Source organism: Prevotella pallens ATCC 700821 (assembly GCF_000220255.1).
GTDB classification, from domain to species: domain Bacteria; phylum Bacteroidota; class Bacteroidia; order Bacteroidales; family Bacteroidaceae; genus Prevotella; species Prevotella pallens.
In genome coordinates, this window is the sequence record NZ_GL982514.1 from 528,616 (window position 1) to 550,048 (window position 21,433).

Below are 21,433 nucleotides of genomic sequence, written 5' to 3' on the forward strand. Positions count from 1 at the left end.
AGAAAAACACAAATACTTAGTGCTATGGTTAAAACAAGAACCATACCCTATATGTACACACACATACATCTTATACATATAGCAATATGGCTCTTGCTAATATATAATAGTTATTCCTTTACGGAAATAACACTAAAACCATACGAGCAGTTAGATATAAATGTATCTGATGCTCCTGTATCCTTTACTCCAAAGAAATTTGTTTCTGGACGTCTAGATAAAGCATGAACACCATAATAACCATATTTAGAACCAATATCCCCTACTCTCTTTTCTGTAGACCAGAAATAACCGCGATTATACTGTACAATACCATTAGACCAGTAATCTGGAGCGAGATATCCTATCTTTGTAACTGTAGCCGGTTTACCATTGTTACCATCTGTTATTTTTGAGAAGTCGCTTGCACGGGGAACATGGAAACCAGCAGGACTTGGGTCGTAAACAGTCTTAATAAATGTACCATTATACCCATAGCCTGTTGTATTCTTTGCATCCCACAAATTAAAGAAGGTATTATCTTTACCTGCGTCAAATGTCCAATCCCAATTACCTTTACTAGAAGAATGATTACTTATATTGCGAGCGGCAGCCATTCGCTCTGGAAACATAGAGGCTTGTCGCAATGTGAAACCTTTATCATTACCAGGCGTTTGACATCTAAATGGTGATTGCCACCACAATGGGTCTTTACGCCCTTGTTGGTAGAACATTGATACACCTACATTTTCTAGTTCTTTTGGCTTCTGTGTAATTGTGATTTGTGCAGTTTTACCGCTCACAGCTTGTTCAAATGTTATTCTTACTTTACGGTCTGTTTGATACGTTGTACCACCCCATATTGTATGGCGAAAGCCTAATGGTTCAAGCATAAAATAGCCAGAGCTTGTATTGGCTACGTCTTTTGATGTAATCCATATATGCCAACTCCACAAAACTGTTTCTCCTGCACTAACACCTGTTTTAACTGTAATAACGGCACTTGCCTCTTTCATCTTAGTTTTATCAACACTAAATTCTACAAAGCCACCACTTATACCCTCAACAGTTACAAGATTTGGTTCACTACACCACAACAATTCTGCATTTTCTGCATTTTCTATTTCGGGTTTAGTAATATCACCTGCTCCACCAACAAAACACTTAATAGCATTGCTATTTACTACATTTGGTTTAAAAGCATCGTTATTTGTTGCACCATTCTTTATAGCATTACCATAAACCAATGGGAATTTATATTTACCACCTGCAGAAACTATATAGCAGTTGGCTGTGTTCTTAATTCCATTAGCATCTATAGAGAGGTCTTTTCTTGTTGTTACTTCTTGTGCTGCCTTAAGTTCTGCTTCTCTTAATGCTTTATAATCTTTATATTCGTTTGTTAGGGTAAGGTTACAAGCTTGTCCTGACGTGCCACCTTCTCCGTGGTCGTTAATAGAAGCAACCATCGATGGTCTACCTTCTGTCCAATGAGAACCGTCTTCGCTATATTCATATTTCTTTATCGTCCATGCCACTCCTTTATCACGAGAAGTGGGGGCTTCTTTCAAGTGTCTATAACTCTGTACGGTGAAAGGAACATCTGTTTCGTTATATTCTTTATTAATTGCATTTGGTGTAACAGTAAATATATACTCTCTATCGTCTACAGCCTTACTGTTTGATATGGTATAAGTTTTTGTAGTTCCTTCAGCCCATACTTTGTCGTGTCCATTTTTGTCTTTACCGCCAATTTTAGCAATAACGGGGTCGCCACTCTCAAAAGATATTTTTACTTGTGCATCGGTTGGCAAGGTTTGTGGAATCATAAAGAAGATACCATCGCCTCCGTTCATTGTTGCACCTGGCTGAACTGCTGTTGAGAATGGTTGTGCCAATGTCAAGGCATAGCTCTTTTTGGTTGTTCCCAGTGTCCACTTTTTTTGTGCAATGTCGTATGTTCCTTCGCCAATAACGTTTAGTATTTCTATTTTTGTTACCTTTCTGTTATACGACAAGTCGTTGCCCACTTTAAAAAAGATGGCTGTTGTTGCGTGATTGAAAGTAATTGGTATTTTCGTATTCACATAGTCGTCGTAGTTATAGTTATCTGTTGCAGCCACAAGCAGGTCGGTTTGTTTCTTTGCATCGGCATCTGGGCTAAACTTTATAATAGGGTTTTGTCCCGATGTGGTTGTAATGTTGCTTACTGTTGGTGCTGGGTGCACTGCATAGAATTTTAACCCTGCGGCTTCGCTTTTACGCCATTTCACAGCGTTTTTCATTGTGCCATCTGCATTCACTTCTTGCCCGTAAAGATAGTTGGCTGTAGTGCTGCCGTTTTTACATGCAAATATAGTGAAGGGTTTATTTATGGTAGCAAAGTTGTCTTTCGTTGTTATTGTTCCGCGCGATTCTGCCGGATAGTATATAGGGTTCACTCCCTCCACTGTTGTTTCTACAAGTTGCAACCCTTCGGCATCTCTGCCCAAAAGTGGTGTTGTTTGTGTTTCGTATACTTGTGGTGCCTTCGTCATTTGTAACGATGGTTCGTTTTTAACCGCTTGTACATCGTTCACACTAAAGCTAATACCATCTGTGGTTGCACTTGGTGTATTGGGCGTATCATCATCGGTACAAGATGTTACCAAAAACGATGTTAAGCCAACGAAACCAACCATAACAGAAACTTTTAGATTGTTTACTTTCATATTTCTTAATTACATTGAATGTGATTATAAAACTAATATATACCTCCTAATATTATCGTCAGATAAAACTATTCTTTATTCCCCATCTAACTCCTCTTCATCACCAGGTGTAAAGGGAGTAACGGTAGGACCAAATCCTGGAGTAGTAGCTGTGTTAGCTAAAATATTTACATTTTCTTCCATCTCATAAATCTTAACACGTGGTGTGTCATACTTGCTCTTTTCCATACGCTAAAACAATTCTTTTTACATTCTTTTAATAATTATAAATAATAATATATTCTGCTTAAATTAAGTGAGCTATATACCAGAAGTCTCTCTCTATTCTGCTGGTACTTTTAATATACATATAGTAATTTTAAGTGAGCTACTAAAAAAATACTTTTATCTACAGTTTCAATTCGGTTGCAAAGTTAGGAGTTTTTTTATAATTAAAAAACAAAAATGCACGTTCTATTTTTAAATGAATATATATTCATATTCTGAATTATTAACAGAATGCTGCTAACCATAGCATATACAAGTATGGGCAAAGGGTGTGGAATGTGCTTATACGTTTTTTGTTTATACATTATGGTGGATATGGCAACATTATAAAAAAGGTTTATGGTAAGTTATAAAATATATTAAAACTACTGACAAGAAAACATGAGATTGCAGAAAGCAGCGATATAAACAAATTGTTATGCGATTACAGTATTAGAGTTGGAAGCTGAATTGTTGGATACTAAACGCTATGTAGAGCAATTTTCTTTGCCAAAGGCACATTGTTTTTGCTGTGTATGGTGTGTTGCGACATAGCTTTAAATATGTGCAAAAAGTTTTAGATATCTATCACGATTGTTTTAGATATCTATCACGATCGTTTCAGATATCTGTCGTGTGCGTTTCAGATATCTGTCATTCACGTTTTAGATATCTGTTTTGAATGGCTTTGCAAACTAACGCTTTTTTTGTTTAAAACTCAACTGAGTTGTTAGAGCATAAACATATTTTGTTTTATTATTGTGCAGATTGTATGTTGTTGCAATGCAGGCGTAGCGGGCTACGTCAGGCTATAAAGACATACAAGATGCCGATAAGAAAACGCAAGATTAGAGGAAGTAATGTTTACGAATATAAAAATGGTGGTGTTGCAGTGGCATTAGCTTTTGGCACTGGTCCTTTGAAAGGCAAAAAAGTTCCCCAATGTCTTCACATTTATGAAAAAAACTAAAAACATGATATACTAACTGGAAGAGCATTGGGGGTATAGTTCGTTGCAATACAATCAACATTTTGTTGTTACACCTTGCTTAGAAAGCGTCGTTGCTACCAGGCGGTGGCAGTGGGTCATCGTTCATTCTGCTGTCTATAATTTCTCCGCCAAGATCGTTAGGCATCATCGGAGGCAACATATCGTTATCGTCAGGATTGGCGAAACGTGTAAATTCGCCACGAAACGAGAGCAAAACATCGTCGGTAGCACCCTTACGGTGTTTCGCAATAATAATCTGCGCCTTCCCGTGTAAGTCGTTTCCTTTTTCGTCTTGAAATATTCGGTAGTATTCTGGTCTATGCACAAAGAGCACCAAGTCGGCATCTTGCTCAATAGCACCCGATTCGCGCAAGTCGCTTAGTTGTGGTCGTTTTCCTTCAATGCCATCACGCTGTTCCACCGTACGGTTCAGCTGCGAGAGAGCCAACACAGGAATATTCAGTTCTTTAGCCAGTCCTTTTAGTGATCGGCTTATGGTAGAAACCTCTTCTTGCCTACTATTGAAGCGCATTCCGTTAGCATTCATCAGCTGCAGATAGTCTACCATCAGCACTTTTATTCCATGTTCGCGCACCAATCTACGTGCTTTGGTACGGAGTTCGAAAACCGATAGTCCGGGTGTATCGTCTACATAGATAGGCGCACCGTCCATTTTTCTCAAATTGTTATCAAAGCGTTCCCAGTCGGAGGGGTCCAGCTGTCCACTTAGAATTTTGCTACCCGATATGGAACAGACGTTAGACAATAGGCGATTAACCAACTGTACGTTGTTCATTTCGAGCGAGAAGAAAGCCACTGGCACACGATTGTCTATAGCAATATTCTTTGCTAAACTTAAAGCAAACGATGTTTTTCCCATGGCAGGTCGTCCAGCAATAATAACAAGGTCTGACGGTTGCCAGCCAGCAGTTATCTTGTCTAACTGCGTAAAACCAGTAGAAATACCCGTTAGTCCGCCACTTTCCTGATTGTTAGCCGCTTTGAGCAGTAGTTCGTGTGCTTGCTTTACAATGGGGTCTATCTGTGTGTACTCTTGCGCCATATTCTTTTGCGAGAGTTCAAACAAACTGCCTTCTGCCTTTTGCATAAGTTCGTCTACATCAACAGTTTCATCGAAAGCCGATGTTTCTATCATAGAGGCAAACTGTATAAGTTGTCGGGCAAGAAATTTTTGTGCTAATATTCGTCCATGATATTCTATGTGTGCCGACGATGCCACGTGCGAACTTAACTCTACTATATAGGCAGGTCCTCCCACTTCTTCTAATTCGCCGCTGCGTTTCAGCTCTTCCGCCACCGTCATAATGTCTACGGGCTTTTCGTGTAAATTCAACGACTGTATAGCACCATATATTTTTTGATGACGTGGGTCGTAAAAAGTTTCAGGACGAATCAACTCCGATACCACTGTGAAGGCATCGCTGTCTATCATTAGTGCTCCCAGCACAACCCTCTCTATATCTAAGGCTTGCGGCTGTAAGTGCCCAAACGATGTGTCGATAGGTGCTACAGCACGTTTTCGAGTGCCTTTTGCACTATTAGTTTTCTTTTCTGGCATAACAGCCACAAAAGTAGTGAAAAATTTGCAAACCATCGTAACTTTTATCATAATCATTTTTTATCTTTGCAAAAGATTACAGCAGGTAGAGCTTATGGGCTGTATCCCCAAAAAGCCAATTGCTATATATATAAATAGGTGTAATGGCTTGTTTTTAGAAAAGAAATATAGATGGAAGAAAAATTAATAGTATATCCGAATTGTAAGATAAACCTTGGTTTGAACGTTGTGCGCAAACGCTCTGATGGATATCACGACCTTGAAACCGTGTTCTATCCTGTGCCTCTGTGCGATAAATTAGAAGCAGTGGTGGGCGAAGGTGCAGAAGGTACGTGTTCGCTCGCAATAAGTGGCAATAAGATAGAAGGAGAACTGTCCGACAATCTAATTGTAAAGGCATATAGAATGTTGTCTGCCGACCACATATTACCACATATTAATTTTAATTTAGAGAAACACATTCCATCGCAAGCAGGACTGGGCGGAGGTTCGTCTGATGCAACCTACACACTGCGCTTGCTAAACAAATTGTGCCAGTTGAATCTCAATTCAGCCACATTGCACCAATATGCCGTTCGGTTAGGTGCCGACTGTGCCTTCTTTGTTACAGCTACACCAGCATTTGCAACAGGAATAGGCGATATATTAGAGCCAATGAATGCCGAATGTGCACATCTGCATGGCATGTATTTGTTAATTGTGAAACCCACAGTAGCCATATCTACCGCACAAGCCTTTGCATTCGTAAAACCTCAGCCAACATTAATAAAGTGTAAAGACATAGTTGCACAACCTGTAAATAGCGAGTGGCGCAACCATCTTACAAACAACTTTGAAGTGTCGGCATTTAAACTACACCCAGAAATGCATACCATAAAAGAACAACTCTACAATATGGGAGCACTCTATGCACAAATGTCGGGTAGCGGAAGTGCATTCTTTGGCATCTTTAACACACCACCCACACTAACGGCAAACCACTTTAACGGAATGTTCACTTACCTCTGCCAATTGTAAAAGCTTCTGCTTATACAAATAATTAGTGCATAAATACTTACGAACACTTGATGTACATCATTTAATTGCATTATACACTAAAATATATTAGATTATATTTGGAACTACTCTAAACATTATCTACCTTTGCATCAGATAATAAATACAAGAGATAATACTTCAATAGATTGTTTAGGTTATAAGATTAGTTGTTTAAGTAAAAAGTTAGGTATTTAGGCTCAATAGGAGTAATTTAGGTAAAAGATTTGTTAAGCAGGATTTCAAATTTTGAGTATCAGTATTGATTGAACACCGTGAGATGTTAATCATTATTTAAAGCTCAAAGAACATTTTAAGTTTTAAGTTTAAAAGACTAAGCACGACGTTGGTCGTGCTTTTTTTGTGTCGTACCAGTTTAATATATAACAGTCGTGGTGGCAAGTTATATAAGAGTGCAATTAAAAAGTTACAATGTGACACAATATAAAATATCGCCTATTCATTATAAATAGCACATTTATATAATACACATAGTACACTCGAACATAACATTCGTATCTATCAATAAGACAACAATAGAGGCAATAGGAAGATACAAAACTCGAAAAAAAACTTAATTCGCAAGAATATGTCAGCATTTTCTTTGTCAGTTTCTAAAATTTTCATAACTTTGCACACTGTTTGGAATAGGTATCAATTAACGAATTACAAAACTACAGATAGAAATGTCTAAGATTTGTCAAATCACAGGTAAGAAGGCACAGATAGGTTGTAATGTGTCTCACTCAAAGCATCGCACAAAGCGTAGTTTTGATGTAAACCTCTTTAGAAAGAAGTTCTTTTATGTAGAAGAGGACTGCTGGATATCGTTGAAGATTAGTGCAGCTGGTCTTCGTACAATTAATAAATTAGGCTTAGACCGTGCGTTGAAGCAAGCCGTATCCAAAGGTTATGTAAACTGGAAGGATATTAAAGTTATAGGAGACTAATATCATGGCAAAGAAAGCTAAAGGTAATAGAGTTCAGGTCATATTAGAATGCACTGAAATGAAGAGTAGCGGTCTGCCAGGTACAAGTCGCTATATAACAACAAAGAATCGTAAGAATACAGCAGACCGTTTGGAACTGATGAAGTATAATCCGATTCTAAAGAAGATGACTCTTCACAAGGAGATTAAGTAAGCACGTAAATTATAAATAGTTAGATATATTAGACTATGGCAAAGAAAGCGGTCGCTACCCTCCACGAAGGTTCAACGGATGGTCGCGCATATTCAAAAGTTATTAAGATGGTAAAGAGTCCTAAAACAGGTGCTTATATTTTCGATGAGAAGATGGTACCTAACGAGGACGTTAAGGAATTCTTTAAGAATTAATTCTTATAAGATAGATATGGTAGGGGGAGATGGTATGTGTACCGTCTCCCCCTTTTCTTTTGCAAATAACTAAATAGTTTTATTAAACAAAACACAAACAACCATTAACAATTATAGGTTCAACAGAAAACAAATGGCGAAATTATAAACAGTGCCTTCTAATACAGACACTTAAAACAGAATGGTTCTGATATTTATAAAAGTCATAACAAATATCAGTTTCTCTTGCTTCATATATAGGGCAGTTGTGTTTTAGATATTCGCCGTATTCGTTTTAGATATCTATCGTGCTCTTTTCAGATATCTATCAGCTTCGTTTCAGATATCTATCAGTTCCGTTTTAGATATCTATCAGCTTCGTTTCAGATATCTATCAGTTCCGTTTCAGATATCTATCAGTTCCGTTTTAGATATCTATCGTGCTCTTTTCAGATATCTATCAGCTTCGTTTTAGATATCTATTATTTCTAAATTAGATACCATAATAAAGCACAACCGTTATGAGTTTGTATTATAATGCCTAAAAGCTATTTCTTTAGCTAAAGAATTATGACGTTCTTTATTGGTAATGTTTCGAGAAATATATTCGTATAAATACCTAAACAACAATAAGTTGTTCCTAACTTTTATGTATATGGGTGAGAGCTATTACTATCACCATCTTTCTCAATATCTCCCCTACTCGTTTCTACTAAATTGGCATAAAGTTTCTAATAACAGTAAACACGTACAAATGCTAAACGCATATATTTTTCACAACATTCGTTACATTCTTAAAAATCACAAAACTTTTATCCAAACAACAAACGCAAGGCTTCTTCTACTTTGGCTACAGGGTGTATTGCAATTTTAAAACGACCTTTCAATGCTTGTGCATTATTCTTTGGAACAATAATATTACTAAAGCCTAATTTTTCTGCTTCGGCTATGCGTTGTTCTATACGACTAACTGGACGAACCTCGCCACTCAATCCAACCTCGCCCGCCATACACCAACCACTTTCAATAGGAGTATCGACGTTCGATGATAATACTGCAGCTATAACGCTTAAATCCATAGCCATATCCGTTATACGCAAACCGCCTGCTATATTCAGAAACACATCTTTTTGCATTAGTTTAAATCCAACACGCTTTTCAAGTACAGCAAGTAGCATATTCAACCGACGCTGATCGAACCCAGTAGCCGAACGCTGTGGGGTTCCATAAGCTGCCGACGAAACAAGTGCTTGTGTTTCTACCAGAAACGGGCGCACACCTTCGATTGCACTTGATATGGCAACACCCGACAAGTCGCCGGGAGTATCGGTAAGCAACAATTCGGAAGGATTATTAACTGGTCGCAATCCATTTTGGCGCATCTCATATATTCCTAATTCAGAAGTAGAGCCAAAACGGTTTTTTATACTGCGCAAGATACGATACATATAGTGCTGGTCTCCCTCAAACTGCAACACAGTGTCTACAATATGCTCCAACACCTTCGGTCCTGCAATAGAACCTTCCTTGTTGATATGTCCGATAAGAATAACAGGAATATTGCTCGATTTTGCTAATTGTAACAAAGCAGCTGCACTCTCTCGTATCTGTGAAATACTACCAGCACTACTTGCCACTGTTTCAGTAGCCACTGTCTGTATAGAATCTATCACCAAAAGTTCGGGCTTAACATCTTTTATGCTGTTAAATATCTTTTCGATAGATGTCTCTGATAAGATAACTATGTTATTGGGAATAGTCTCTGAAATACGCAAAGCTCGCATCTTAATTTGTTGTGGACTCTCCTCTCCACTTACATAGAGCACCCTGCGGTCGGTAGATAATAGTGTCTGAAGTGTTAAAGTACTCTTCCCTATTCCTGGCTCACCACCTATCAACACCATACTTCCCACAACAAGTCCACCACCAAGCACACGATTCAGCTCGTTGTCCTTCATATCAATACGAATCTCGTCTGTCGAGGAAACATCTCTAAGCGGTTGTGGCACATTTTGTTTTGCCACACCAAACGTGTTAGAAACAAATGCTTTAGCACTACTAACACCCAAATCTGGAGCTATTCTAATTTGCTTAAATGTGTTCCATTCTCCACAATTAGGACATTTGCCTATCCACTTCGCGCTCTCTTGTCCACAGTTATCGCAGACGTATGCTATTCTGTCTTTTACCATAATTATAGCACAAAAGTAGTATTTTCTTTCGTTATTACAAAATTATTCATTACTTTTGCAACATTAAGATTATGTGTAGAATAAAGTATTTACTGCTTCTCACAGCCTTTATAATAATGGGCTGTCAGGTTTCGGAACAAGACGACTCGCTTATAGAGAAGCGCAAGAACAAAGTAGAAGAGGTGGCATACCAACGAGCATTTAAGGTCGGAGTTATGCCAACTATGGACTGTTTGCCCATATTTTTGCTCAAAGACAGTGCACTTTATAATCCAGACGACATAGATATTCGACTAAAAGAATATACTTCTCAACGAGACTGCGATACTGCGATGATAAATGGCAGAGTACAAGCCGCTGTTACCGATTTGGTACAAGCCGAATATTTGAAAGAAGAGAAAAGTGCCGTGCTCGATTATATGACAGAAACAAATGCAACATGGCAACTTATGGCAACACCTGCCTCAGGCATTAAACAGGTTGAAGACTTAGGCGATAAGGTTATAGGACTGGCTTTCAACTCGGTTACACAATATCTCACAATTCAAGTTATCAGTAGCCATTCCATTAAGAATAGAACCTACGGCTCACAAATAAACGATATCTTTATTAGAATGCAGATGTTACGCAACAAGCAGCTAGATGCAGTTTGGACTAGTGAGCCACAAACCACACAGGCTAAAATATTAGGTAACAAAGAAATATATAATTCTACAAAACAAGACTTCACTCCTGGTGCTATTGTTTTTGTTAATGCACCAAAAGTGGAGAAACGGCAAGCCTTTGAAGACGCATATAACAAAGCTGTAGATATGATAAATAAGCACCCCATACAATACTTCGCACCATTGATAAAAAAATATATGCGAGTAGACAATAAGGTTATCTCTGCCTTGCCTAATATGGTTTATAAACGGGTTACACCACCACGCCAAAGAGATATCATAAAGGCACAAAATGCAATAATGTAAGTTGGCTGAGTATGTGGTGCCTCTGATATTTCTACTGCTAAGCTCTAATATAGCGCCATCTGTTATGATACAGCAAAATGGGTGTACAGGAAGGTTCAGCGGAGATATGTCATTACAAATTTAGAATAAAGACTGAATAGCAAACCTAAGAAGAAGAGTTTTAAAAAGAGAAACAACAAGCAGTGCAATATAAATACATATTATATTGCAACATAAAGAATATAGTATATTGAACACAGAGACAAACATAAACAGTGCTTTAGAACTGCTAAGCACTCAGCAATTAGACAAAGCCATTAAAGCATTACAGCCCATATATAATGGTAAACCATCGGTGGCGGAATACAACGAATATATGGCTATTGTAAGCGACTACAATTTAATGTGCGAGTATATGTTGCGCGGATTTAAAGACCCCGCCCGAGAAAAACTCTATGCATCGCTTATAGAACGTTTATACAGAGTGGCTGCAAACTTACTACTAAGCTGGAAGTGCAAAAATAATCCCACTTTTATAGATGCCTTTCATACATCTGCTCACTTCAATCTTAGTCATAACCTTGTGCGGTCTGCCTTAGAGGGCTTTGTAACCGATGTTGCCATGCTCTCTCTAACACCCGAAAACGAACGCATTTCTAAAGAAGCAGAACTATATAAACGTCATCAAACCTTCGTAGAACGTCTTTTCTGCGCACTCCTCACATCAAGTCAGTGGTTAGATAGCGATGCAACGTTCTACATTGGTCTTCTCACATCGCCCACCATCGATGCAGCAGACCAGATGCTCATTGTCAGTGCCATCACCCTTTCAGCAATGTCAATCTACGATATAAAGAAACTCAAAACACTTGTAGATGTATATCGACAGGCATCTGATATAAAGGTGCAACAGCGTGCCTTAGTTGGTTGTGTGCTATCGCTAACCAACAACAATCTCTTCAGAAAAGAACAGGCTGCCCTCATCAACAGTTTCATAACAACAAACGACGCTAAGCACGAACTATTAAACTTGCAAAAGCAGATGTTTAACTGTATGGATGCAGAGCGAGACAACGACAGAATACAACGAGACATTATGCCGAACATTGTTAGAAACTCCGATTTACATTTCGATAGATTTGGCATAAGCGAAAAAGAGAACAGCTCGTTAGAAAACATTCTGCACCCCGATGCCGACGAAGAGAAAATGGAGAAGATGGAAGAGAGCATTCAGAAGATGATGAATATGCAGAAACAAGGGTCCGACATTTATTTCGGAGGATTCAGCAAAATGAAACGCTTCCCATTCTTCGACCATATTGCCAATTGGTTTATGCCTTTCAGTGCACATCACCCAGGACTGGAGGAGGTAGCACAGAAGCTTGGCGATGGGTCGCTACTCGACCGATTGGCTGGACAAGACCCATTCTGCGAGTCCGACAAGTATTCGCTTGCTCTCACCATTGCACAAATTGTGAACCAGCTACCACCCAACATATTAGAACTCATTAAGTCTGGCGAAGGCATCGGATTGCCTAATATGGAACCAATAGACCACTCGCCGGCTTTCATCTGTCGTATGTACATACAAGATTTGTATCGCTTTTTCGAAGTAAAAATGGCTTTCAATAAAGACATTCCCAACCCGTTTAAAGCCGATGGCGATTACAAAGCCTTCTTTATGTTGCACGATTTGTTTATAAAAGACTTCTATATTGATGCTAAAGAATCGCTGGCAATGTTCCTGTACAAGCATAAACGAGAGGCTGATATAGAGAAACTTACCGAAACCTATCAAAACAATTCGGCAATGTACCGTATGTTTAGAGGCATAGAAGCCATTAGAATGGGAAACGAGGGCGAAGCATTAGAACACTTTGCTGTAGCTGTTGGCTTAGAGCCAGACAATGTTTTGATACTCCGAACTGTTGGTGCTGTTGTTTTACGCCGTAAAGGTTATGGCATCGCCATTATTTGCTACAACAAGTTGTGCGAACTGGAACCCAACGTTAAGGCATACGCCATCAACCAATGTCTATGTTTAGCTGCCAATGGCGATACCAAAACAGCGGTGAACAAGGCATACGAACTTAGTTTGAAAAACGAAGACGACAACCAAGTAAAACGTCTTTTAGCGTGGGTTCTCATTTGCGATGGCAATGCCGAAAAGGCATTAAACATCTACAACGAACTAATAAACACCGACAAACAGCCCGACGATGCGCTCAATATGGCGTACGCATATTGGATAAGTGGTAACCCAACCGAAGCTAAGAATAGTTTCACAGAATGGTTAATCAATCACCCGGGTGCCAATTTGGAACACGAATTTGAAAACGACAGCTACGTTTTCAAACCCAATGGCATTACAGAGGTAGACCGAGCACTTATGTTAAGCGCCATCAACAGATAGGTTTTGCCAAACAAAAAGCATCAACTCCGTTTACCCTTTGCATATACATTACACCTTATTATATATAGGGCGAAAAATGCACCTACACAAGTAGGCTAAAGTTTAGACGTCTGAAACATTCGTCTTAGATATCTGAAACGATTGTCTTAGATATCTGAGATGTTCGTTTCAGATATCTAATTTTTTTTATTCTATTTTATCCCATTCAACCATTAGAGTTATCAGGTAGATTGGTTTTATAGCTGTATAAAAACCAACAGTCGCACAACTTTGCCCTTTAAAATATGAATTTCTACAACATTTGCGTTCTAATTTACATAATAAAACGTAAAAATTTTGTCATACGCTCTTTTATACTTATCTTTGTAGCCTATTTAATTGAGTATTCTCTAAATACTAAATAAATAGCAGCATATTCAATTGAATAAGCAGAGTGGCAAACGAGCACACTCCATAAAAAATTAGGAAATAACAATAAACTCGACAACGGATACATGTTGAAACAACTTATACAGCTACAAATAGTAAAGAAACGGCGCAACTTTAAATGGAAAAATCTTTTTCTTGGTGCCTATTTTTACGTGCTCATAGCTATACTCATAGTCTCTTCGTTTGCAGAGATGGGCGGAGATATGCTAAAAACGCTCTTACAATTTAAATGGGAACGCATTATCCCCACAGTAGCTACAATGATTATTTTGCCCGATGTGCTTTCCAAATTACTATTTAAAACAGACTCTGCCATTATGGACGCATACATAAAGTCGCGCCCTATTAGCAAACAAACGTGGATATATTTTATAAGCATAACCAATCTGTTTAACTTCTGGACATTGGCATGGGCACTACCTTTAGGCATTGGTTGCTTCTTTCTAATGCCTTTCGGAACAGCGTTTGCGTCAGCAGTGCTGTTGCTCTCCGTGTCTTACACCAACAGTTTAGCCGTCGTAGCCCTTCGCACCTCACAAGGCTGGGAATGGAAATGGGCAACCATAGTGGGCTGGCTTATGTGGTGGTCGCTAACATTTGTACATGGGCTAAACCTCTTTGGTATGTCGTGGGGCATACACATATCGTTGCTTTTCAGTCTTATTATATTAGGCATAGCAACTGGAATTTACTATCTGCAATGCCTAAATAGCTACGATGAGCGCAGAAAGAAAACAGAAAACGTGAAAAAATCGCACAGTTCGGCTTTCTTCATAGAAATGCGACCCTTTGTTAGAGGTAAACGCCTCCGACTGGTTTTCATACTTCCCATTATACTCATAGCACAAGCCTTTTGGTATGCTTCAATGGGGAGCGATGCGCCTGATGCAGAAAGCACCAACATAATGCTACCAATGGCAATAATGGCATTACCTATTATGGCTCTCCAACTTACGTTTGCACTAGAAGGAAACTATTTCGATGGGCTTTGGACACGACCTATAAACATAGCTCAGCTGTTGTTCCGCAAATACTACACAGCTATACCGCTCTCGCTCGTAGGTTTTGTGTTGCTGTTGCCCACCTATTTTCTCTACAACACCAGTATATTCTTACTGCTCGGTTGCTTGCTATTTTCGGTTGGTTTTGCCAATCTAATAATACTTACTTACTGCTTCCGAACCAAAGCAATAGATATTTTTGCATCGGGTTTTATGAATACACAAGGCACCGATTTCAGTCCTGCAAGCTTTGCAATAGCTTTCACTGTTATGCTGGGACCTATGGTATTAACAATGTTTGTTCCACTAAACATTTTAGGCTTTGTGCTCGGTGGCATTGGCATTATAGGTTTGGTGGCACACAAGCACGCTATTAATTGGATAGCAAACCGATACCAAAGAAACCGATACCGACACTTTGAACGTTACAGAAACAAGTAGACGTTAAACAACATACTTAATTAAAAAGACAAAAAATATACGATAACAATAGCCGAATATGGAAATAAAGATAGAAAAATTAAAGAAAATTTACGGACAGAACACCGTGATAGACATACCCGAACTAACACTACACAAAGGCGAACTTGTAGGACTGGTGGGCAACAATGGTGCAGGAAAAACCACGCTGATGCGTCTCATGCTCGACCTTATTCGTGCCAACGAGGGGCAAGTGCTATCTAATGGTAGGGCGGTAAACGAGTGTTTCGAGTGGAAAAAATATACAGGGTCGTTCGTAGATAAAAGTTTTCTCATCGATTATTATACGCCAGAAGAGTTCTTCAATTTTGTTGCAAGTGCTTACGACATTGATAGCGCAACTCTCGCAGAACGTTTGCAAGGCTTCGAATCGCTAATGCGCGATGAAATTATGGGCACAGGAAAGCTTATTCGCAATTTCTCTGAAGGTAACAAACAAAAAATAGGAATTATCGGAGCGATGATAGTAAACCCCGAAATACTTATTCTCGACGAACCTTTCAACTATCTCGACCCATCATCGCAAATAAACATAGCACGCATTATTCACGAGGTGAACCAACAACACGGTACTACCGTGCTGATTTCGAGCCACAATCTGAACTTCGTTTCAGAAATTTGCAGTCGCATAATACTTATGGAAAAGGGTATTATATTAAAAGATTTAATTAACACTAACGAAGCTGCTGCTAAAGAATTGCAAAACTATTTTGAGGAAATGTAGGCGCAACGGCAGGAACATAATACAATAAAAAAGATGAAACTAAGACTATTTTTTACTACTTTCGCCTGTCTTTCTGCTACGCTTTTTGCCTGTGCAAAGCCAACGGATAAGGAGAAGATAGACAAGGTAAGGTACGAAATTACCTACCGTACGAAGAGTATCATCGACACCACAAAGGTCGATTCGCTCGGCAATTTCATCTACAACGAGGAGGATATGCGACTCGATGTGGGCGAACAAGTGAGCTTCTTTTATAGCTATTCCAATGCTCTCTACGAACAACAACGCATCGAAATGATGAACAAAGGCAACTTTTCAGTGCCTAATATGCGAGGTGGAAGCATCTCTTGGAAGCTATTCAAGAACTTTCCAACAGGCAAAACAACTTACATAGACAATGTTTTCCGTGATGGATTTCGTGTTGTAGAACCCATTGAGCAGCCCCAATGGGAGCTGATACCCGACAGTACAGCCCGCATTCTCGACTACAACTGCCAGATGGCACGCTGCAATTACAAAGGCAGACAATGGTTCGCGTGGTTCACAGCCGATATTCCCATCGACAACGGACCGTGGAAATTAGACGGATTACCAGGACTTGTGCTCCGTGCATACGACAATTCCCGCCACTATATCTTCGATTGCGTAGGCTTAAAGCAAACCGACGGCACACGCAACATAGTGTTCGATGACCGCTTTAACAGCTACGAGGAAACCTCTATGCGCAACTTGCAGCAGCTGAAAGCCAACACCACGCCTATGGATATTATGAATAGAAGTGGCAAAGGTGTAACATTCCGCGTGGTAAGCGGCAGTGTTAATGGCAAGCTAACCGAAGCACAGCAAGAGGCGATGCGCAAGCAAATGCAGAAAAGACAACCACAAAACCCAATAGAAAGATTATGAAACGTATTATTTTAACATCGGTAGCACTCGCCCTTGCAGTGCTTACCGTAAGTGCAAAACCTAACAAAAAGGACGAAAACAAAGTTATCGACAAGCTCAAGTACACCATTACCTATCAGACAAAGAGTGTACGCGACACCACGAAACTCGACTCTGCAGGTCGTTATAACTATGAAAACGACGATATGCAGCTGCTGATTGGCGATAAGGTAAGCTACTTTTACAGTGTTACCCACCATACTTATATGGAGAATTTGCGCAAGTCGATAGATGGAAACAATATGCTAATACCAACTTCAAACACAGCACGGGGCAACCTTACAATGGAGTTTTATCGTAATTATCCTGTAGGAAAATCTACCTATATTGATAATGTGCTAAGCGAAGAATTTCGCATTGTGGAGCCTTTAGAGCAACCCCAATGGGACATTATAGCAGATAGCACAAAGCAAATACTTGACTATCATTGTCAGATGGCACGCTGTTCGTTCAAAGGACGTACGTGGACAGCTTGGTTCACAACCGATATTCCATTGGACAACGGACCTTGGAAGCTGTGCGGATTGCCCGGATTGATACTTCGTGCCTACGATGCTAAGCAACAATACATTTTCAATTGTGTGGGTATGAAGCAAGCAAAAGAAGGCGAAAACATTACTTACAGTTCCGATTTTGATAAGTATGCTGCCTCAACAATGAAAGAATTTGTAGACTATCAGCGCAAGGCTGTACCCGAAGATATACTGGCAACGCAGGGAATAAAAATAGAAGTGCCTGAAGAAATGAAGGCTGAGATGATGAAGGCATTGGCAAAACCGCAGCCCAGCAATCCACTTGAGCTATAACAAATAATGCGTACAAGCATAACGCCTTCATTTAATAAACCACCTAAAATACTATTGCTATGCAAATTGCATTAACCATAAATGCTAAAAATGCTTTTCCTCACTCGCTAAATAAGTATTGGAAAAAAGCATTTGCACTCTCATTGTGTATTCTTTTCACACTCGTTGCATCGGCGCAAAACCATATTTCAGGCATCGTGATAGACTCCTTATCGCAGAAGCCCATAGCAAAAGCCAACATTATGTTGCTGAAAGACGGTAAGGTGGTTACATTCTGCCGTTCCAACGATAAAGGTGAGTTCAGCCTATCGCACAGCATATCCAATTTGAAAGACCTACAACTGCAAGCCACAGCATTAGAATATAAAAAGAAACGCATAGCCATTTCTACCCCAACAAACAATCGGATAGAAATGGTACAGCAGATTTTTGAAATGCAAGAGGTTACAGTGAAAGCAGGACCAATTACAGGTGTCAAAGACACTATTACGTTCGATCTTACGCGCTTCACTTCCGAAAGAGACAATTCGCTGAAAGATGTGTTAGCAAAACTTCCGGGCGTAAACGTAGACAACAGTGGTAAGATAAGCGTAAACGGCAAAGATATCAGCCGTTTTACAGTGGAAGGACTCGACCTTAGCGATGGAAAGTATAACAAGCTAACCGAAAATATAAAAGCAAAGGACGTGAAGAAAGCAGAAGTTATAGAACACGACCAACCCATTAAGGCTTTGCGTAACAAGGTGTTCAGCGACAATGTAGCAATGAATGTAACACTAAAAGACGAAGCTCGCGATCGGCTTTCAGTAACATTGCGACCTTATATATCAGTGGGTAAGCCCACACATATTGCAGGTTCGGCTAACATATTGCAAATTGGTAAGCGTAAGCAGATTATGTACGATGCCATTTACGACCGTCGGGGCAGAGATGTGGCTCAGTCGGGCATTACATTCGTCTACGATTTTATGGCTCCACAACCAGTTTCGCTCTCATCGTGGTACAGTGTTCCTACACTCAGAGCACCAATAGAAGCCGAACGCTTACGTTTCAATACATCGCAGAGTTATAGCATAAACCGCCTAACAAAAACTAAAAACGACAAAGAACTACGCATAACAGCCGACTATTATCGTAACGTTCTTCGCCAAAACACAAGCAATAGCTCAACCTATTACTTTGCCGAAATACCTACAACTACTACCGAAAAGCAGCAAATGATGCTGAAAGAAGATATTTTTAATTTCAGTATAGACAAAAAGATAAACACCGAAAAGCGTTATGGGTCGATACGCTTTAGTGTGAATGCAGAACAAGACGATGCCTTATCGAAACTCGAAAGCACAGGGCACAACAATATTTCGCAACGAGTACGCACACCAAAAGTAAACGTGAAAGGTTATATTACCTCTTCGCAGAACAACGAGCATGGCACACTTTCGCTACAATCTATTGTAGATTATCACTACTCGCGTAACGATTTATATATCAATGCAGACCAAGAGAAAATTAATTCAAACCTTTGGCATAACAACAACGAGGTGAGTTGGCGCACTTCAAAAAATGGTTTTACACAAAACTATAACTTTTCTATAGACTTACAACACCTGAATGTACACAACGGACACACACAGATAGCATTTCATTCGTCGCCTTCGCTTAACTACGAAAAGGGAAAATGGCGTGCAACAGTGCGACAAAAGTTAGACTTAGAGTATCTTACACAACAACGCAAATGGTACTTTCAGATGTCTCCCTCGATATATGCAAACTATAATAAGAGTAGCCGTACAGAAACAAACGCATTGTTTTATTACGCACAATCTATTCGCGGACTGTCTGATTTTGCACTTGATAGCTACCGAATCAACTATCGCACATGGCAGACATCGCCCACGTTTATGCCTCGTACCCAATCGCTAAACTTCAATCTGAATCACAGTTATAAACGTGTCGTAAAAGAATTCTTCTCTAATTTCTCGCTAAATGCTAACCGCACGTGGAGCAATTCTGTAGTAGATATGCAAATTCAGAATGGTAACTACCTTATGACATATATACAACACAACACGAAAAGCACTAACTTAACAGGACGTTGCTGGTTATCAAAAGGATTTTACAAACAGCATTTCAAAACATCGTGTAGCATATCAGCAACTTATAGCAATGGCGAACAGTACACAGCAGGCAACATCTTGCGCTATCAATATCGTTCCTTAACATTTTCGCCAACGCTCACTTATTCGCCTTCATGGGCATTTGTAACCTATAATGGCGACTTCGCTCTCAGCAAATCAACATTCAACAATGCATCTATCTCATCACGTTTCAATTGGAAACAGAGCCTGACGCTTACCTCCACTATTCAAAAGGTAGACCTTTCGCTGTCTGGCATCTACTATCATAACCAGTTGGAGGGCGCAACACTCAACACATTTATTGCCGATGCAAAAGTAACTTGGCGACAGAAGAAGTTTCTTGTGCTTGCTACACTTGCCAACTTGTTTAACAAACGCAACTACATAGAAACATCATACAGTGGTGTGGGCATTTTTACAAACAGCTACGAACTGCGTCCGCGCGAACTGATTCTTACGTTCGAGTTTAGACTATAGCTACTTAGACACATATACCGCTTCGGATCTGTACATAAGAATAAACAAATAAATTGCTGAATATATTTGGCAAATTTCATAAAAACTCTGTATCTTTGTGGCAAAACATAAAGAGAAAAGTTATGGAATATACTAAATTAACAAACGGTGTAGATATGCCATTATTAGGATATGGCGTGTTTAGAGTACCGGCAGACGAGTGCGAACGGTGTGTAAGCGATGCGCTTTCTGTGGGCTACAGACTGATAGATACTGCACAAGTATATGGCAACGAAGAGGGTGTGGGTAGCGCATGGCGCAAGAGTGGCATTGCACGCAACGAACTGTTTATTGTTACTAAGATATGGATTACCAATTCGGGGGAGGAACGAGCAGCAGAAAGCATAAACGAAAGTTTACGCAAACTGCAAACCGACTATGTAGATTTGTTGCTTATTCACCAACCTTACGGTGATGTGTTTGGAACGTGGCGTGCGATGGAAAAAGCATATAAAGATGGTAAAACACGTGCCATTGGCGTATCTAACTTTCAGGCTGGACGTTTCTTCGACTTCTCTCACTTTGCCGACACAAAACCAATGGTAAACCAATTGCAATGCAACACGTTGGCACAACAAAAGGACATTCAGCCTTTTTTAGCAGAAACAGGAACAAAAACAATGGCATGGGGTCCACTGGGCGGACAAGGTGCCGATGGTATTGTGAAGAGCGAACTGCTTACAAACATTGGACAGAAATATGGCAAATCGGCAGTACAAGTGGCTCTCCGTTGGCTAATTCAGCGTGGCATTGTTGCCATACCAAAGAGTAGCCATATAGAACGTATGAAACAAAACTTCGATGTTTTCGACTTTTCGCTAACCAATGACGATATGGCGCAGATAGAAACAATGAATCAATCGGACACTGGTTTCAGAAATTATACCGACCCAACATACATTAAGCGTCTTATAGAGTTTTAAATAATAGTAACAGCCATCAACACAAACAAAAGGGTGATGGCTGTTGCATTGCTATAAAA

General features: G+C 39.6%; 17 protein-coding genes. 13 read left to right on the forward strand and 4 right to left on the reverse strand.

Annotated elements, in window-relative coordinates; translation table 11 throughout:
• Positions 1-110: 110 nt before the first annotated feature.
• A complete protein-coding gene (locus HMPREF9144_RS11395) occupies positions 111-2,690 on the reverse strand; it encodes a fimbrillin family protein (protein WP_006046234.1) in 2,580 nt (859 codons plus the stop codon).
• Positions 2,691-2,765: 75 nt separating this feature from the next.
• On the reverse strand, positions 2,766-2,918 hold the full coding sequence (locus tag HMPREF9144_RS13420) for a hypothetical protein (RefSeq protein WP_006046235.1): 153 nt from the start codon (positions 2,916-2,918) through the stop codon (positions 2,766-2,768).
• Positions 2,919-3,762: 844 nt separating this feature from the next.
• Between HMPREF9144_RS13420 and HMPREF9144_RS13425 the strand changes: the two genes are divergently transcribed.
• Positions 3,763-3,906: a hypothetical protein gene (locus tag HMPREF9144_RS13425; RefSeq protein ID WP_156792538.1), complete on the forward strand. Its 144-nt coding sequence runs from the start codon at positions 3,763-3,765 to the stop codon at positions 3,904-3,906.
• A 79-nt stretch (positions 3,907-3,985) separates the two neighbouring features.
• Here HMPREF9144_RS13425 and dnaB read toward each other — a convergent pair whose 3' ends face one another.
• On the reverse strand, positions 3,986-5,506 hold the full coding sequence (gene dnaB, locus HMPREF9144_RS11405; RefSeq protein WP_040595902.1) for a replicative DNA helicase: 1,521 nt from the start codon (positions 5,504-5,506) through the stop codon (positions 3,986-3,988).
• Positions 5,507-5,677: 171 nt separating this feature from the next.
• Between dnaB and ispE the strand changes: the two genes are divergently transcribed.
• The 4 genes from ispE (at position 5,678) to HMPREF9144_RS13120 (ending at position 7,878) form a co-directional block, all read left to right on the forward strand.
• Complete coding sequence (gene ispE / locus HMPREF9144_RS11410) at positions 5,678-6,523, forward strand: 4-(cytidine 5'-diphospho)-2-C-methyl-D-erythritol kinase (protein ID WP_006046239.1); 846 nt, start codon at positions 5,678-5,680, stop codon at positions 6,521-6,523.
• 704 nt (positions 6,524-7,227) lie between these two features.
• On the forward strand, positions 7,228-7,491 hold the full coding sequence (rpmB, locus tag HMPREF9144_RS11415; protein WP_006046240.1) for a 50S ribosomal protein L28: 264 nt from the start codon (positions 7,228-7,230) through the stop codon (positions 7,489-7,491).
• Positions 7,492-7,495: 4 nt separating this feature from the next.
• The gene (rpmG, locus tag HMPREF9144_RS11420) at positions 7,496-7,684 is read left to right on the forward strand and encodes a 50S ribosomal protein L33 (protein ID WP_006046241.1); all 189 of its coding nucleotides are present in this window, start codon (positions 7,496-7,498) and stop codon (positions 7,682-7,684) included.
• Positions 7,685-7,719: 35 nt separating this feature from the next.
• A complete protein-coding gene (locus tag HMPREF9144_RS13120) occupies positions 7,720-7,878 on the forward strand; it encodes a DUF4295 domain-containing protein (protein WP_006046242.1) in 159 nt (52 codons plus the stop codon).
• A gap of 791 nt (positions 7,879-8,669) precedes the next feature.
• Here HMPREF9144_RS13120 and radA read toward each other — a convergent pair.
• The gene (gene radA, locus HMPREF9144_RS11425) at positions 8,670-10,049 is read right to left on the reverse strand and encodes a DNA repair protein RadA (protein WP_006046243.1); all 1,380 of its coding nucleotides are present in this window, start codon (positions 10,047-10,049) and stop codon (positions 8,670-8,672) included.
• Positions 10,050-10,120: 71 nt separating this feature from the next.
• Here radA and HMPREF9144_RS11430 point away from each other — a divergent pair, with 71 nt between their 5' ends.
• The 8 genes from HMPREF9144_RS11430 (at position 10,121) to HMPREF9144_RS11465 (ending at position 21,374) form a co-directional block, all read left to right on the forward strand.
• The gene (locus tag HMPREF9144_RS11430) at positions 10,121-11,020 is read left to right on the forward strand and encodes an ABC transporter substrate-binding protein (protein WP_006046244.1); all 900 of its coding nucleotides are present in this window, start codon (positions 10,121-10,123) and stop codon (positions 11,018-11,020) included.
• Between the two features lie 229 nt (positions 11,021-11,249).
• On the forward strand, positions 11,250-13,412 hold the full coding sequence (locus HMPREF9144_RS11435; RefSeq protein ID WP_040595797.1) for a tetratricopeptide repeat protein: 2,163 nt from the start codon (positions 11,250-11,252) through the stop codon (positions 13,410-13,412).
• Between the two features lie 494 nt (positions 13,413-13,906).
• Positions 13,907-15,283 carry a DUF5687 family protein gene (locus tag HMPREF9144_RS11440; RefSeq protein ID WP_006046247.1) on the forward strand — a complete coding sequence of 459 codons (1,377 nt, stop codon included), beginning with the start codon at positions 13,907-13,909 and terminating at the stop codon, positions 15,281-15,283.
• A 58-nt stretch (positions 15,284-15,341) separates the two neighbouring features.
• A complete protein-coding gene (locus HMPREF9144_RS11445; RefSeq protein ID WP_006046248.1) occupies positions 15,342-16,046 on the forward strand; it encodes an ABC transporter ATP-binding protein in 705 nt (234 codons plus the stop codon).
• 33 nt (positions 16,047-16,079) lie between these two features.
• Positions 16,080-16,952, forward strand: a complete 873-nt coding sequence (locus tag HMPREF9144_RS11450) for a GLPGLI family protein (RefSeq protein WP_006046249.1) — start codon at positions 16,080-16,082, stop codon at positions 16,950-16,952.
• A complete protein-coding gene (locus HMPREF9144_RS11455; RefSeq protein ID WP_006046250.1) occupies positions 16,949-17,797 on the forward strand; it encodes a GLPGLI family protein in 849 nt (282 codons plus the stop codon). Before HMPREF9144_RS11450 ends, HMPREF9144_RS11455 begins: the two co-directional genes overlap by 4 nt.
• Positions 17,798-17,856: 59 nt before the next feature.
• Positions 17,857-20,412: a peptidase associated/transthyretin-like domain-containing protein gene (locus HMPREF9144_RS11460; protein ID WP_006046251.1), complete on the forward strand. Its 2,556-nt coding sequence runs from the start codon at positions 17,857-17,859 to the stop codon at positions 20,410-20,412.
• A gap of 122 nt (positions 20,413-20,534) precedes the next feature.
• On the forward strand, positions 20,535-21,374 hold the full coding sequence (locus tag HMPREF9144_RS11465; RefSeq protein ID WP_040595799.1) for an aldo/keto reductase: 840 nt from the start codon (positions 20,535-20,537) through the stop codon (positions 21,372-21,374).
• The last annotated feature ends 59 nt before the right edge of the window (positions 21,375-21,433 follow it).

Coding starts and splice junctions, on each gene's coding strand:
- HMPREF9144_RS11455 (WP_006046250.1), top strand. CDS start 16,949: ATGAAACGTATTATTTTAACATCGGTAGCACTCGCCCTTGCAGTGCTT.
- HMPREF9144_RS13120 (WP_006046242.1), top strand. CDS start 7,720: ATGGCAAAGAAAGCGGTCGCTACCCTCCACGAAGGTTCAACGGATGGT.
- HMPREF9144_RS13425 (WP_156792538.1), top strand. CDS start 3,763: ATGCCGATAAGAAAACGCAAGATTAGAGGAAGTAATGTTTACGAATAT.
- rpmG (WP_006046241.1), top strand. CDS start 7,496: ATGGCAAAGAAAGCTAAAGGTAATAGAGTTCAGGTCATATTAGAATGC.
- ispE (WP_006046239.1), top strand. CDS start 5,678: ATGGAAGAAAAATTAATAGTATATCCGAATTGTAAGATAAACCTTGGT.
- HMPREF9144_RS13420 (WP_006046235.1), bottom strand. CDS start 2,918: ATGGAAAAGAGCAAGTATGACACACCACGTGTTAAGATTTATGAGATG.
- rpmB (WP_006046240.1), top strand. CDS start 7,228: ATGTCTAAGATTTGTCAAATCACAGGTAAGAAGGCACAGATAGGTTGT.
- HMPREF9144_RS11440 (WP_006046247.1), top strand. CDS start 13,907: ATGTTGAAACAACTTATACAGCTACAAATAGTAAAGAAACGGCGCAAC.
- HMPREF9144_RS11450 (WP_006046249.1), top strand. CDS start 16,080: ATGAAACTAAGACTATTTTTTACTACTTTCGCCTGTCTTTCTGCTACG.
- HMPREF9144_RS11465 (WP_040595799.1), top strand. CDS start 20,535: ATGGAATATACTAAATTAACAAACGGTGTAGATATGCCATTATTAGGA.
- HMPREF9144_RS11445 (WP_006046248.1), top strand. CDS start 15,342: ATGGAAATAAAGATAGAAAAATTAAAGAAAATTTACGGACAGAACACC.
- radA (WP_006046243.1), bottom strand. CDS start 10,049: ATGGTAAAAGACAGAATAGCATACGTCTGCGATAACTGTGGACAAGAG.
- HMPREF9144_RS11460 (WP_006046251.1), top strand. CDS start 17,857: ATGCAAATTGCATTAACCATAAATGCTAAAAATGCTTTTCCTCACTCG.
- dnaB (WP_040595902.1), bottom strand. CDS start 5,506: ATGCCAGAAAAGAAAACTAATAGTGCAAAAGGCACTCGAAAACGTGCT.
- HMPREF9144_RS11430 (WP_006046244.1), top strand. CDS start 10,121: ATGTGTAGAATAAAGTATTTACTGCTTCTCACAGCCTTTATAATAATG.
- HMPREF9144_RS11395 (WP_006046234.1), bottom strand. CDS start 2,690: ATGAAAGTAAACAATCTAAAAGTTTCTGTTATGGTTGGTTTCGTTGGC.